The 13658-nt window shown below is 34.1% G+C and carries 14 protein-coding genes; 11 read left to right on the forward strand and 3 right to left on the reverse strand.

Annotated elements, in window-relative coordinates; translation table 11 throughout:
* The first annotated feature begins 853 nt into the window (after positions 1-853).
* The gene (locus KJI70_02820) at positions 854-1915 is read left to right on the forward strand and encodes a hypothetical protein (protein ID MCP6718444.1); all 1062 of its coding nucleotides are present in this window, start codon (positions 854-856) and stop codon (positions 1913-1915) included.
* A 7-nt stretch (positions 1916-1922) separates the two neighbouring features.
* Positions 1923-2312 carry a TraR/DksA C4-type zinc finger protein gene (locus KJI70_02825; GenBank protein MCP6718445.1) on the forward strand — a complete coding sequence of 130 codons (390 nt, stop codon included), beginning with the start codon at positions 1923-1925 and terminating at the stop codon, positions 2310-2312.
* A 59-nt stretch (positions 2313-2371) separates the two neighbouring features.
* On the opposite strand, the gene KJI70_02830 is transcribed toward KJI70_02825, so the two are convergent.
* Complete coding sequence (locus tag KJI70_02830) at positions 2372-3445, reverse strand: M23 family metallopeptidase (protein MCP6718446.1); 1074 nt, start codon at positions 3443-3445, stop codon at positions 2372-2374.
* Between the two features lie 100 nt (positions 3446-3545).
* Here KJI70_02830 and rsmA point away from each other — a divergent pair, with 100 nt between their 5' ends.
* From rsmA to KJI70_02845, 3 genes are read left to right on the forward strand one after another with little or no spacing between them, the layout of a single operon-like run.
* Positions 3546-4373, forward strand: a complete 828-nt coding sequence (rsmA, locus tag KJI70_02835) for a 16S rRNA (adenine(1518)-N(6)/adenine(1519)-N(6))-dimethyltransferase RsmA (protein MCP6718447.1) — start codon at positions 3546-3548, stop codon at positions 4371-4373.
* Positions 4373-6088, forward strand: a complete 1716-nt coding sequence (locus KJI70_02840; protein MCP6718448.1) for a pilin — start codon at positions 4373-4375, stop codon at positions 6086-6088. The genes rsmA and KJI70_02840 overlap by 1 nt, the downstream gene beginning before the upstream one ends.
* Before the next feature lie 28 nt (positions 6089-6116).
* Entirely contained in the window at positions 6117-8681 is a 2565-nt protein-coding gene (locus KJI70_02845; protein MCP6718449.1) for a hypothetical protein, read from the forward strand.
* Positions 8682-8740: 59 nt separating this feature from the next.
* Here KJI70_02845 and KJI70_02850 read toward each other — a convergent pair whose 3' ends face one another.
* A complete protein-coding gene (locus KJI70_02850; GenBank protein MCP6718450.1) occupies positions 8741-9292 on the reverse strand; it encodes a hypothetical protein in 552 nt (183 codons plus the stop codon).
* Between the two features lie 95 nt (positions 9293-9387).
* On the opposite strand from KJI70_02850, the gene KJI70_02855 reads away from it, so the two are divergent.
* The 6 genes from KJI70_02855 to KJI70_02880 are packed head-to-tail and all read left to right on the forward strand — an operon-like array spanning position 9388 to position 13423.
* Positions 9388-9804, forward strand: coding sequence for a hypothetical protein (locus KJI70_02855; protein ID MCP6718451.1), 417 nt, complete (start codon positions 9388-9390; stop codon positions 9802-9804).
* 2 nt (positions 9805-9806) lie between these two features.
* Positions 9807-10208, forward strand: a complete 402-nt coding sequence (locus KJI70_02860) for a PrgI family protein (protein MCP6718452.1) — start codon at positions 9807-9809, stop codon at positions 10206-10208.
* Between the two features lies 1 nt (position 10209).
* Positions 10210-10842 carry a hypothetical protein gene (locus KJI70_02865; protein ID MCP6718453.1) on the forward strand — a complete coding sequence of 211 codons (633 nt, stop codon included), beginning with the start codon at positions 10210-10212 and terminating at the stop codon, positions 10840-10842.
* A 12-nt stretch (positions 10843-10854) separates the two neighbouring features.
* Entirely contained in the window at positions 10855-12642 is a 1788-nt protein-coding gene (locus KJI70_02870; GenBank protein ID MCP6718454.1) for an ATP-binding protein, read from the forward strand.
* A gap of 2 nt (positions 12643-12644) precedes the next feature.
* Complete coding sequence (locus tag KJI70_02875; GenBank protein ID MCP6718455.1) at positions 12645-12995, forward strand: hypothetical protein; 351 nt, start codon at positions 12645-12647, stop codon at positions 12993-12995.
* A gap of 23 nt (positions 12996-13018) precedes the next feature.
* Positions 13019-13423 (forward strand): pilin, encoded by a 405-nt coding sequence (locus KJI70_02880; protein ID MCP6718456.1) that lies wholly within the window; start codon positions 13019-13021, stop codon positions 13421-13423.
* Between the two features lie 109 nt (positions 13424-13532).
* Here KJI70_02880 and KJI70_02885 read toward each other — a convergent pair whose 3' ends face one another.
* On the reverse strand, positions 13533-13649 hold the full coding sequence (locus KJI70_02885; protein MCP6718457.1) for a hypothetical protein: 117 nt from the start codon (positions 13647-13649) through the stop codon (positions 13533-13535).
* Between the last annotated feature and the right edge of the window lie 9 nt (positions 13650-13658).

The following is a 13658-nucleotide window of genomic DNA, read 5'->3' on the forward strand; positions in this document are numbered from 1 at the left end:
ACCTCCAGCTCCAAAAGAAGAAAAATTAGAGCACTTAAAAAGAGGGGAGATTAGAACAATGCAGAAAGATATTAAAAGCCAAAGAGAGTTTGAGGCAAAACAAGAAAGGCAAAAAATTGTAGGATTGCAACAAGAGAGACAAAAGCCAGCATTTGAAAAAATTGAACCCCAAGAACCAAAACCAACAATACCAGAAGAAACCCTTATCCCTCAACCACCAACGCCCCCCTCTCCTTTAAAAAAGATTTTAACCAGAGCGGGTTTTTTTATTATTTTATTTTTAATTATTGGATTTGGTTATTGGTTTTTTTCTCAAAGACAACAGCCAGTAACTGATGAAGAGGCCTCTCAGCAAGAACAGGAAATTGTTGAACAAGAACCAGAAAAAGAACCAGAAATTGCAGTTTCTAAATCTTTAATTTCTGTTAAAGATACATTAACTTTTAATGCAACAAGCTCTGAAAGTTTAAGTAAAATCTATGCTCAAATCATTACCCAATCTTTAACAGAAAATGAGTTTGTGCGCATCGTTATTAAAAATGAAGATGAAAAACGATTATTAACACTTAATGAAATTGCAACTGCTTTTGGCATTACAGTGCCCTCTGATGTTTCAGAAAGCTTAAAAACTGATTCTTTAAATCTATTAGTTTATTCTCAGGAACATGGTAAAAGAGCTGTAATGATTTCAGAAATTGAAAGTAAGCAGAATTTAAATACAGCGCTTTTGGCTTGGGAAAATGAAGTAATCGCGAATGGGTTAAATGTTTTAGGACAAACAATTCCAACTATTTCTACAAACTTCAGAGATTATGCTTTTGAAAATGTTCCTTTCCGCTTTTTAACAATATCAATGAATGATTTAGGAATCTGTTATGTTGTATATAATAATTACTTCGCCCTGAGTTCTTCTTTCAAAAGCATAGAAGAAACAATAAAAGCCTTTAAACAGCAGGCAGTTATAAATGAACTGAAAGATAAGGCTGGCCAGTTATTTATTGTGGGATTTAAAGGGAAAACAGTTGATTCAGATCTTGAACAATTTTTTAAAAAATATAAACCAGGCGGAGTGCTACTTTTGTCTGAAAACATTGAAAATGAAGAACAATTAAAAGCTTTAACTGCTGATCTTCAGGCTCTTTCAGAAAAAGAAACAGGTCTGCCTCTTTTCATTGCTGTTGATCAAGAAGGGGGTCAAATATCAAGAATTGACTTTTTAACAGAAAAAACCAAACAATCTGAAATCACAAGCGAGAATTACGCTTATGCAGTTGGACTTAAAAGAGGTGAAGAGCTTAAAAATTTAGGAGTAAACCTTAATCTGTCTCCTATTTTGGATGATGCTCAAACTAATGACTTTGTTTATGAACGTTCGTTTCAAAAGCTAGTTGAAACCATAGGCAATCTGGCAAAATCCATTATTACAGGACAAAAAGATGCCGGCATTTTAACTGCTATCAAGCATTTCCCTGGCTATGTGAATATTGATTTTAATCCTGAAGATAGATTAGCTACAACTAATCTCCCAGAAATATCTCAGTTCAAAACAGCGCTTGAATCAAATCCTGAAATAGTAATGAGCTCGAATGTAATTTATTCTGATCTTGATCCTAATCTGCCTTTTTCATTTTCTTCAACAAGTATTGAGTTTTTAAAAAGTGAATTAGGTTCTGACATTTTAATTATTTCTGATGATTTAAGCCAAAGCTCATTGCTTAATAATTTTACTTTAAAAGAAATAATGACTAAACCAATTTTGGCTGGAAATGATATTTTGATTTTTTCTGGCTGGCGAAGTCCGGTCAATCAAGCTTTGGATGAATTTTTAAAAGCTGTAGAAAACCAGGAAATTTCACAAGATATTATCAATAATGCTTACTTAAAAATTTCTCAGCTTAAAACTAATTTAGAATAATAAAAATATGGATAAAAAAGCTACCCAACAAATACAAGAAAAATTAATAAAAGAAAAAGCTCAAATTGAAAAACAGCTTAAGTCTTTTGCTGATAAAGACGAGAATTTAAAAGGAGATTGGGACACTAGATTTCCTAAATGGGATGGTGGTTCTGGCAGTTCAGCGTTAGAAACTGCAGCTGATGCAGTTGAAGAATACAGCAGTCTTTTGCCAATAGAACACAACTTAGAACTTAGACTTCAAAATATTGATGAAGCTTTAAAGAGAATAAAAAAAGGCACTTATGGAACTTGTGAAAAATGCAAAAAACAGATTTCCAGTCAAAGATTGAAAATCAATCCAGAAGCAAAGTTCTGCATAGATTGCCAACAAAAACTTAAAAATCATAAATCTTAAATCACTTAAAAAAGCTGCTTAACGCAGCTTTTCTTCTTGAATATGTTTTTAAAAGGCATTTATCTAAATGGATTACTGGAGCCTCTGACACTAAAGTGAACATGACAACCAGTTGACATGCCAGCCCCTGCTGTTCCTGGCATACCGCCCATTAAAGCAATTGTCTGGCCTTGATACACAGTCTCTCCTGGACTAACCAGGCTTGTCCTAATATGACCGTACATTGTTACAACTCCATTCGGATGAAGAATCGTAATATGATTCCCTGCTCCGCTAAAAGCCCAGCGAGAAGTAGATTGAGTTAAATTTACCCTTAAAACCTGTCCTCCTGCTGCAGCACGAATTGCTTCTCCGCATTTACCATGGCTAAAATCAATTGCATTATACCAGTGAAGGTTTTGAGTGATTCTGCAAGGAGCAGATATAGGACACATAAAATAGCTTTTACTAAGTGGCACCCATGTTCTGGCATATTGAGTTATTACAGGCATTGTTCCATTTGGAATGATCAAAATATCTCCAACAAATATGTCGGCTTCCCCAGAAAGCTGGTTATATGAAGTTATTTCCTCTGATTTAGCCTTATAAATTGCGGCTATATCACTTACAGTCTCTCCAACTTTCACATGGTGAATAACACCTGTAACTGGAGGAATTATTAACTTCTGACCAGGTCTTATTAAAACAGTATGAGTTAGTTCGTTAGCCCACATCAGAGTTTCCAAAGAAACATCAAATGCTCTAGCAATTTGCCAGAGAGTATCTCCGTCTCCAACAGTATATTCAATAATTTCTCTTCTTTGGACATCTTCAATATCTAAACCGCCTATCAAGGCGCCTAAAACCTGTGGGGTTAAAACGTAAGGAGGAATAGCTGCTTTGAAACTATTGTCGTCAATAGTAACAAACTCTGGCAGCTCTGCTTTTGGCTTTTGCATTGCACTTACAAAAATATCTCTCACGCTGGCAATTTCAGGTATATCAGTTGGTAGAAATACAATATCTTTGCTTTTTTTTGAAGCATTTAAAAAAACCAAGAGAATCAAAACAACCGCCACCACAAGCGGCTTTGAGGACTCTTTTAAACCTTGTTTTAAACACTTAAAAATCTTATCTGACAGCTTATCAGTCATACTTTTACCTTATTATATATATTTTCTACTATTGGGAGAGGTTGTCAAGCCAAGCAATTACATTCAAATTATGGTATTTTGTGGTAAAATTAAGTGGATTATGAGTGTAAAAAATGTGAAAAATCTGTTGAAAAGCTATGGGATAAGGCCTTTGAAAAAACTGGGCCAGAATTTTTTAATTAATGAAAAAGTTTTTGAAAAAATACTAAAAACTGCTGATTTATCTAGTAAAGATGTGGTTCTTGAGATCGGACCTGGTATTGGAAATCTGACTTTGAAATTAGCAAGAAAAGCTAAAAAAGTGATTGCAATAGAAAAGGACAAAAAAATGTGTGAAATCCTTGTTCAGGTTTTAAAAGATGAAAATATTGAGAATGTTCAAATAATTAATCATGATATTTTAAAACTAGACATTAGCCCTTATATCAAGCCACCTTATAAGTTGGTAGCTAATTTGCCTTATTACATTACTTCTCCTGTTATTAGGAAATTCTTAGAATTTCACAAACCTCCAAAATTAATAGTCTTAATGATCCAAAAAGAAGTTGCTCAAAGAATATGTGCTAAGCCTGGCAAAATGAGTATTTTAGCAGTTTCAGTTCAGTTTTATGCTAATCCAAAAATAATTTCTTACATCTCAAAAAAATCATTCTGGCCACAACCTAAAGTAGATTCTGCAATTATTAAGATTGTTCCTAAAAAAATTAAGGTTTCAGATGAATTTGTTAAAAAATTCTTTAAAATCATTAAAGCTGGATTCTCTCAGCCAAGAAAACAATTAGTAAATAATTTTTCAAAAAAATTAGGTCTTAAAAAAGAAAAAATTAAGGGCTGGCTTTTGGAAAATAATGTTAAACCAAGTCAAAGAGCAGAAACTTTAAGTGTTGATAAGTGGAAAAGATTAACAAAAAGTTCTAAAATTCAATAATGAGTAAATTTTTAAAAATTATTTTTATTTTATCTTTTTTAATTCTTTTTCCGTTTTTAGTTCAAGCTGATGATTGCACTAATCCCGTTTCCCCTGATGATAATGAAATCAATGTTGATCCTTCAGAAGACATTACTCTTAACTGGTGTAGTGATGCAAGCGCAAATTCTTATTATGTCAGAATTTATGATGCTGGAGAAATTAGCTTTGAAGAAGAAATAACTACTGACTCTAAAATTACTATACCAGAATGGTATGAAGTTTTTACTGGAGATACGAGCTATGAGTGGGAATTTGCTTCCTGTGCTAATAGCGATCTTACTAAGTGCGGAGAAAGTTGCGGCGATGACCAAACAGTTTCTGAGTGTGCCGATTATAACGGAAAATGGAGTTTCGAAACAAAAGATATGGAGCTTACTCCACCAAAACTTGTCAGTCCCTTATATGATCCAGATGAACTAAGTCAAATTCCTTTAGTAAATTTAGATGATTCATTGGAATGGGAGCAAACTGAAACACAAGGCTGGTGGGCCCGTTCTTTTATTTATGAAATAAAAAAAGGAGTGGATACGGTAATTGGAGAAACCGCAACTCCATCTTATACTGTGCCGTTTAGTAGTATTTGGGATTCACTTGAATATGACACTGAATATGAATGGTACGTTAAATCTTGTTATGACAGAGACGGAACTAATTGTAATGAAGATTTTAGTGATTCTTGGTTTTTTAGAACTGCTGGGACACCTCCAACTAATTTAACTATTGACAATAGTATCATCCCAGTTAAGTTTGATTGGGATGATGTTGAAAAAGCCCCCTCATATAGATATGAAATTTCTGATAATAGTCAAATTGTAGTTACTTCTGCTGTAGAAAATTCAGAAGTTTATGTCGATTATCCCAATCTAGTTCAAAATGAAACGTATTCGTGGAAAGTTAAAACTTGCGTTGACGACCAGGGTAATTATTGCGGAGATTGGAAAAATGGTTCTAATTTTACTACCTTCGAACTTGATATGCCTTGTTTTCCCGAAGGTAGATTGAATGAAGATTGCCCTTCTCCTGAAAACGACGGCAGTCTTTTTACTTATCAAAAAACTATTTCCTGGGAATCAGTTGAAGGAGCAAAAGCTTATCAATATCACATTGATTATATTGAACAAAGCTTAGAAGAAGCTGATAATATAAACTGTGTATCTGGTCAAGTTCTAGTTGAAGATACGATCACTACTAAGCCCTCTGCTCGCATTCCTTTAAAATGTTTAGGCACATATAATTGGTATCTTCAATCTTGTCTTGATACGGAATGCGATGAAACGAGCGACCCAAATCCTCCTGTATTAACTTTTTCATTTATTCAGCCTACTCCTCCAGCTCAATTTGGTCTTGTGCCTTGCGGTAGAGTTTCGGATGATCCTGATACCCTATGGAACGAGAGAGATCCATGTGAGATTAAGCATGTTTTTTTGCTTTTTAAAAATATTATCGATTTCGTTTTATGGAGAATTGGATTAATCGCCCTAGCTTTATTAATAATATTTACTGCAGTTGTTTCATATTTTTCATTGGGAGCACCAGGTACTGTCGTTAATGTAAAACAAATCTGGCAAAGAGCTGGGACAGGTTATTTAATAATGTTTTTAGCTTGGTGGATTATAAACATACTTGTAAATATTGTAGGGTTTACAGATATATGGTGGTCGCTTCCTTTTTAAAAATTTATGATATAATAATTAAATTAATATGCTTCAATTGTTTAAATTATTTTCTAATTTTAAAAAACGTTTGAACTCTGTTTTTTCTTATAATAGGAAAATTCTGATTCTAGGAATAATTCTAGGAATATTTTTATGTGTTTTTAATTTCCAAGCTGCTGAAGCTCTTTATAGTTTAAAGGATCTCAAGAATGACATATTAGGTCCAATAATATATATTTTTACTCTTCCTATCCGGATGGTTTTTGTTGTTCTAGTTCTTGTCATAGGAATTCTAGGCTTAGTAGCTTCAAGTATATTTACCTTTGTTGCTTCCCTATTAAGCTGGTTAATACAAGAATCTTTATCAATCAAGGTGGTCCCAGGGCCCGATACATTTGAAGCAGTTAACGTAGGGTTTGAATTTACTAGGAATTTTGCCAACATGTTTATCATTTTAATCTTAGCTATGATCGGCTTGGCAACAATTCTTAAAATGAGAGAGTATGAAGCACGAAAAATATTGCCCAAGCTCCTTATGGTTGCTCTTTTAATTAATTTCACACCGGTCATGGTTGGATTCATTGTTGATATTGCAAATCTTTTCACTAATTTTTTCTTTACAGAAGTAAGTAATGCTTTTGGCCCTATTGACATCGGTATTGATATAATGGAAGACATGAAAGACCTGCTAGATCCAGATTTTAGCGTTGCTAATCCTAAAGATGTTGTTAACGTTGTAATTCCCATCGTCATAAAGGGAATTATAATGATCATCTTTTACAACATTGCTACTTTTGTTTATCTTTTAGTTTTCCTTTTGTTTTTTGTTCGATTTATAATACTTTGGGTTCTGGTAATTTTAGCGCCAATTGCTTTCTTATCTCAAATCTTACCAGAATCTCCAACAGTTAAAGCGCTTTTTCCTAGCATATTACATTGGAATAAATGGTGGGAAACACTTATCCAGTGGGCAGTTATAGGCATACCTCTTGGTTTTTTCCTTTATCTTTCTGCTTTCATTTTAGACGGAAGGGCAGTGCTAGAACTAAATAATCCTGATAGTCCTTTTGGTGCTATTATTGGAGCTATCTTAGGACCAATGATCGCAATATTTATACTAATTGTTGGAATAATGATTTCTATTGAATCTGCGCCAGGAATTGCCCAACGGATATATGGAGGAGCTAGTAAGCTTGGAAAAAAGGTAGCAAAAATAACAGGAAAGAGAGCAGCATTACCGATTGCAGGAAAAGCTGGAGCAGGAATTCAAGCATGGGGAGAAAGACAAAGGCTGGCTGGTGTTAAAACCCCAGGACAAATAGCAAAAGCAGGAAGGCTTAGAAAATGGGGTTGGGCTTTACGCCGAAAAACAGGAACAATCACAGAGAAAACTGGAAGAAGAATGGTGGTAGCAAAACAAGAATCAGAGACAGCAGATGTAGAAGTTGCAAAAAAGACGACGAAAGGAAAAGCAGAGGGAAAACAAATGGTTAAATTGCAATCAGCTCTGACTAAAAGCGCTCTTCCTGGCGCTACCCCTAAAATAATCGGGACAATGGAAGCTATGATGGAAGATGGAACTTTAGAAAAAGCTGAAAAGGCTGGTATTTTTGGAACAAAAGAATATCAGAAATACGTCAAAGAAGCTGGAAATAGAAACAGAAAATCACTTCAACTTTATGATATGAAAAGGGCGGCTCAAGTAGTAGAACCAGAAAAATGGCAAAAAGGACAAACCAGCATTGATGAAGGTAAAGCTGAAATTGAGAAGGCAGAAATAGCTATCAATCCAATAGAAAAGCTAATGCTTCGTAAAAAAGGCGAGGAACTTATTCATAAAGGAGAAGAAATAAAGAAGGAACCAATAAGGAAAATGCTGGCTGGGATAAAACCTTCGGATATGAAATTAATGTCAGAAAAATCTCTTACAGACGACACTGTAAAGAAAGCCATGGTAGACACGCTTAACGGCAACCAAATGGCTGAAATTGGTAAAAATTTTGGCAGACACATTGTAGAAGGCATACAAAAAGAAATTGAGGGGAAAGAGACTGTTGAGAAAGTCGCTGAGAAAAATCCTCCTCTTACTCTTTGGCTTCATGGAAATGCCGCACAGAATTTAGGATTTAAACTCCCCGGTAAACACTTAGAACGAAGGGAAGTGAAAGAAGTGGTTAACAAGGCACAGAAAAGAATAGAAAATAAGGCTACAATAGGAAAAAGGGAAATGAAGATAAAATACACAGGCAAAGAAACATTAATGTTTAGAGATTATTATAGAAAAGACATATCAGAAAAAGAAAAGGGGCTGATTAAACAAATTGTGACTGAAGAAAAGAAAACAATTCCTCCGGAAGCTGAAATTAAAAGAAGAATTGGAAAAACCGAAAAGAGATTTGGTAAAACGGATGAATCATTGAAGCCGTATCGAGAAAATTTGAAAAAAGCTAAGAAAGCCTGGAAACAAGCGAATAGGCCAACGTCAGGCGATATATATAAGCTTCTAAAAGAAACTGAAAGAAGATTTGAAAATATGGAAAGAAAAGTAAAGAAAACTCAAGAAGCTATAGAAAAAGAAATTGAATCAAAATTAGAAGATCTTTGGAAATAAAAAAAAGGAGTAAAGTTATAAACCTTACTTCCTATGGATTGAATCCCTATGAATAGACACTATGGAGTGGGAGTGGCAGCTCTTATCGCTATGTAATCATCAATATCTGACACTGTAATTCCACGAGCAGAAGATGCAATAATCAAGGAGATATCGGCAACCGTCAAACCACTGTCAATAGCTTTCTGCTGAGCTGGTACACTCGCAAATCGTATTAGAGCTGTTGGAGCTGCTGAAGTTGCTGGAGTTGCTGGAGAGGGAGTTGAGGGGGTAGCTGGAGTAGCTGGAGTAGCTGGAGTAGCTGGAGTTGGAGAGGGAGTTGAGGGGGTAGCTGGAGTAGCTGGAGTTGGAGAGGGAGTTGAGGGGGTAGCTGGAGTAGCTGGAGCTGGAGTAGCTGGAGCTGGAGGAGTCGGTAACTGTGTCAATATAGAATCACTTTCTCTTTGAACTTCAGTCACTTCGTCTTTTAAATCCTGAGTTTTCAAGATTTGGTCAAGAGTTTTCTCTAATTCCTTTACCACTTTTTTCTCCTTCTTGAGTGTCTTTTTTAACAATTTTTCTTCTTTCTTTGATTTTGTTTTAATTCTTTTAATTGTATTTCGTGATGTCATTTTTTTTCACCATTTTTAGACTTCGGCATAAAATTTATGCCGAATTACTAACCAAATGATAACATTATATTATAAATTTGTCAATAGCTAAATTTATGCCTAAAAATTTAACAAAAAAACAATACTGGGAGCTATTCCAAAAGCTCTCTGACGAATTAAAAACCCAACTTTTATCTGAAGAAACAGCCAGAAGCATTCTTGATATTTGTGACAGGTATAAAGTAGAACAGGTTCCGCAAATTGCCAGCACAACTGGCGATGTTTTGCTGGGCATATTAAGGCCTGATGAATTTCAAGAAACCATTGAGCAGAAATTAGAATTAGATAAAAATGTAGCAAAAAAAATAGCTCAGGAAATTAACCGCTTCATTTTCTTTCCTGTGAAAAGAAGCTTGGAAGACATTTATAATATGGAAATCACTCCACCAGCTCAGATGGAAATTCCAGGGCCAATAAAGAAAGAGTCTGTAAAAACAGGAAAAAAAGATACTTATAGAGAACCTGTAGAATAATTATGAGATTTACTGTTCCTCAATTTATTGAACATGAGGCTAAAATAGTGGGGCCTTTAACTTTTAAGCAGTTTACATATATTGGCATTGCAGGAGCAATCTGTTTTATTCTATATTTTAGTGTTTCTTTCCCATTATTTCTTTTAGCTTCTGTCGTGCTAGTTGGAGGAGGCATGGCATTGGCATTTTTAAAAATTGGGGGAAGATCACTTCCTGGTGTTATTGGAAGCTTTCTAAGGTTCAAGCTTACGCCTAAAATGTATTTGTGGAAGAGAAAACAAGGAACAATTTCAATCTTGAAACAAAAAAAGGCAGAGAAAAAAGAAGAAGAAACGTCTTTAAAGATTGTTAAGAAAAGCCAGTTGAAAAATATTCAAACTGAAATAGAAACAAAAACTAAGTAATATGGCAAATGCAGCTACTCAACAAGTAATAGAAATAGACAAGATTAAGGAAGGAGTAATTATTTTAAGGAATAAAGCTTTAAGGGGGGTATTAATGGTTTCCTCAAGTAATTTTGCATTGAAATCAGAAGAAGAACAAAATGCCATAACTTTTCAATTTCAGAATTTCTTAAATTCCTTGGATTTTTCCATTGAAATGGTTGTTCAATCGAAAAAACTAAACATTACTGGTTATTTGGAAAAATTAAAAGAATTAGAAGCTAAACAAAAAAATGAACTTTTAAAGATTCAAATTACTGAATACCAGAAGTTTATTAGAGAGATGATAAGAGGCAGCGCAATAATGTCTAAGCAGTTTTTTGTGATAGTACCTTTTAGCTTAATTGAACTGCCAAGATTAACTGCTGAAGAGAAAAAACAAAAAACCTCATCTTTAACAGAAGAAAAATTCCAAAGAGCAAAGAACCAGCTTTGGCAAAGATTGGAGTTTGTTGCTTTGGGTCTGAGACGATGCGGTCTTCAGTCTGTTCCCTTAAACACTTCTGAATTAATTGAACTTTTCTGGAGTTTATACCATCCAGAAGAAGCTGAAGTCGGGTATTATCCAGACATACCGCCTGAATTAACAATGTAACCACATATTAACGTGATTCAATTCCCATTTTTTAAAAAGAAAAAACAAGAAATTCCTGAGCAGCTTTTTGAAGCACCGACAATAGATATTAAAGATATCATTGCTCCTTCTTCTTTAACTGCTACCTCAGATCATTTGAAGCTGGGCAAAAAAATGGCTAGGTCTTTTTTCATTTTTTCTTATCCAAGATATTTAAGCACAGGCTGGTTTTCTCCGATTATTAATATGGATACTCCAATGGATATTGCTATCCATGTTCATCCAATTAACACTAGTTTGGTTTTAAAGCAATTAAGAAAAAAAGTGACAGAAGTAGTAGCTGAAATTAGTGAAAGAGAAGAAAAAGGACTAATCAGAGACCCAACATTAGAAATTGCTTACCAAGATTTAGAAGCCTTAAGAGATAAGCTCCAAACAGCCCAGGAAAGAATGTTTAGATTTGGTGTTTATTTAACAGTTTATGGAGATACTGCCCAGCAATTAAGGAATATTGAAACTAAATTAAGGTCAATTCTAGAATCACGCTTAATCTATATTAAACCATCTCTTTATCAGCAAATGGCAGGATTTAATACTTCAGCCCCTTATGGACTAGACCAGCTTCAAGTTCACACGACAATGAATACTGGACCTTTATCTTCAATTTTCCCTTTTGTTTCTTTTGATTTAAGCTCTAATGAAGGAATACTTTATGGCGTAAATAGGCATAATAATTCTTTGATTCTGTTTGATAGGTTCAGTCTGGAAAATGCGAATGAGATAATTTTCGGTAAATCGGGAAGCGGAAAGTCATATTTTGTAAAAACAGAAATTTTAAGATATTTAATGACTGGAGTTGAAGTAATGGTTCTTGATCCTGAAAATGAGTATAAATACTTAGCTGATGCAACAGGGGGCTCATTTTTCAATATCTCACTGGCCTCAGATAATCATATTAATCCATTTGATTTGCCTATACCAAGACAGGATGAAAAACCAGAAGATGTGTTGCGCTCAAATGTAATTAATTTGGTAGGTCTTTTAAGAATAATGTTAGGTGGATTAACGTCTGAAGAAGATGCAATCATTGACCAGGCTCTAACTGAAACTTATGCTGCAAAAGATATCACTCCTGAAAGCGATCCTTCTGCTTGGAATGAAAGAATACCTTTAATGGAAGATTTTGAGGAAATTTTAAAAAACATGGAAGGCGCTGAATCTTTAGTAAGGCGTGTTAGAAAATTCACAAAAGGAACATTTTCCAAGTTTTTCAATCAACCAACCAATATCTCAATGGAAAAACCATTTATTGTTTTTGGAATAAGGGATATTGAAGACGAACTAAGACCAATGGCTTTGTTCATTGTTATGAGATATATTTGGAATAAGATAAAAACTGAAATGAAGAAAAGAATACTATTGGTTGATGAGGCTTGGTGGATAATGCAAAATGAAGATGGAGCATCGTTTCTTTACGGGATTTGTAAGCGTGGCAGAAAATACTGGCTAGGAGTCACTACTATCACTCAAGATGTTAATGATTTTATGAAATCTTCCTATGGACAGCCAATTATCACTAACTCATCTTTACAAATCATAATGAAGCAATCTCCAGCAACAATTGATGTTGTCCAAAAGACCTTCAATCTAACTGAAGGAGAGAAGTATCTGCTATTGGAAGCAGAAGTTGGTGAGGGAATATTCTTTGCCGGGCAAAAACATGTTGCTATAAAATCAGTTGCATCATATGCTGAAGACCAAATAATCACTACCAGTCCTAAAGAAGCAGCTAAGATTAAAGAGATTAAAGAGGGAATATAATTATGGCAGAAAAAACAAGTTTACTTAGTCCAGAAGCAGTTTTAATGATGAGTGTGGGAATAATACTCGATCTTCTTAGTATAATCTGCGCTATTCTTATTATAGCTTTGGGTGTTGGCTTGATCCTTTCTAAAATTGTTTATGCTATTGGCTTTGTAATTGTTACTATTTGGTCAATATTCCGAGGTGGTGGCATTCAACGAGGCAAAGGAAAAATGAGCAAACAAGTATCAAAAGGATTAGGTAAGTTTTTTAAAAAATATGGTAAAAATTTAGCTGTTAAAGCAATCCCTGCTATTGGAGACGTTGTTCCTCTTTGGACGATTACTATTTACACTGAACTTAAAAGTTAAGTATAATATATATATAAAATAAAATGTTGAAATTTGATAAGAAAATTATATTAGCAATTATTTTGATCTCCTTTTTAGTGATACCTAGTATTTGTTCAGCAGTAATAGACTTAAATTTAAAATACCCGACACTTGGCCCAGAGGATAACAAGTTTGATTTAAATGAGAATCAAGATATTAATGAAATAGTTGCTTGGTTATATTACTTTATTATAAGTGTTTCTGGTTTTGCGGCATTTGCAATGTTGGTAAGAGGAGGTTTTATGTGGCTTAGTTCTGCTGGAAATCCATCTGTTCTTGGAGAAGCTAAAGATATAATAAGCTCTGCTATTTTTGGATTAATAATAATATTAACTTCATTTCTAATTTTACAAGTAATTAATCCTGAATTAACTACTCTTAGTATAGAGTCGCTAAGAGACATTTAGAAACTAAAAAAAGAAAAAAACTTCAAAGATTTATAGAAGAATTCAATGTCTTCCATAAACTTGAAGCTGTTTTTTTTATTCCTTCTTTTGTGATTTACTGATTATTAAATTATGAATACGGTCTAATAATCACTTTTCTTTCCGGTTCTTTGCCAATGCTATCAGTGGCGATATCTGCTCTTTCTGATAATTCCAGATGAATTATTCTGCGTTCATAAGCTGGCATAGAAGGCAG

Source organism: Patescibacteria group bacterium, from assembly GCA_024238995.1.
GTDB lineage: Bacteria > Patescibacteriota > Minisyncoccia > Minisyncoccales > JANBVM01 > JANBVL01.

What these genes read in the sequence shown, in the direction of transcription:
- KJI70_02865 (MCP6718453.1), top strand. Translation starts at nt 10,210, where the DNA reads ATGGCAAATGCAGCTACTCAACAAGTAATAGAAATAGACAAGATTAAG.
- KJI70_02830 (MCP6718446.1), bottom strand. Translation starts at nt 3,445, where the DNA reads ATGACTGATAAGCTGTCAGATAAGATTTTTAAGTGTTTAAAACAAGGT.
- KJI70_02820 (MCP6718444.1), top strand. Translation starts at nt 854, where the DNA reads ATGAATGATTTAGGAATCTGTTATGTTGTATATAATAATTACTTCGCC.
- KJI70_02845 (MCP6718449.1), top strand. Translation starts at nt 6,117, where the DNA reads ATGCTTCAATTGTTTAAATTATTTTCTAATTTTAAAAAACGTTTGAAC.
- KJI70_02850 (MCP6718450.1), bottom strand. Translation starts at nt 9,292, where the DNA reads ATGACATCACGAAATACAATTAAAAGAATTAAAACAAAATCAAAGAAA.
- KJI70_02885 (MCP6718457.1), bottom strand. Translation starts at nt 13,649, where the DNA reads ATGCCAGCTTATGAACGCAGAATAATTCATCTGGAATTATCAGAAAGA.
- KJI70_02855 (MCP6718451.1), top strand. Translation starts at nt 9,388, where the DNA reads ATGCCTAAAAATTTAACAAAAAAACAATACTGGGAGCTATTCCAAAAG.
- KJI70_02880 (MCP6718456.1), top strand. Translation starts at nt 13,019, where the DNA reads ATGTTGAAATTTGATAAGAAAATTATATTAGCAATTATTTTGATCTCC.
- rsmA (MCP6718447.1), top strand. Translation starts at nt 3,546, where the DNA reads ATGAGTGTAAAAAATGTGAAAAATCTGTTGAAAAGCTATGGGATAAGG.
- KJI70_02825 (MCP6718445.1), top strand. Translation starts at nt 1,923, where the DNA reads ATGGATAAAAAAGCTACCCAACAAATACAAGAAAAATTAATAAAAGAA.
- KJI70_02860 (MCP6718452.1), top strand. Translation starts at nt 9,807, where the DNA reads ATGAGATTTACTGTTCCTCAATTTATTGAACATGAGGCTAAAATAGTG.
- KJI70_02840 (MCP6718448.1), top strand. Translation starts at nt 4,373, where the DNA reads ATGAGTAAATTTTTAAAAATTATTTTTATTTTATCTTTTTTAATTCTT.
- KJI70_02875 (MCP6718455.1), top strand. Translation starts at nt 12,645, where the DNA reads ATGGCAGAAAAAACAAGTTTACTTAGTCCAGAAGCAGTTTTAATGATG.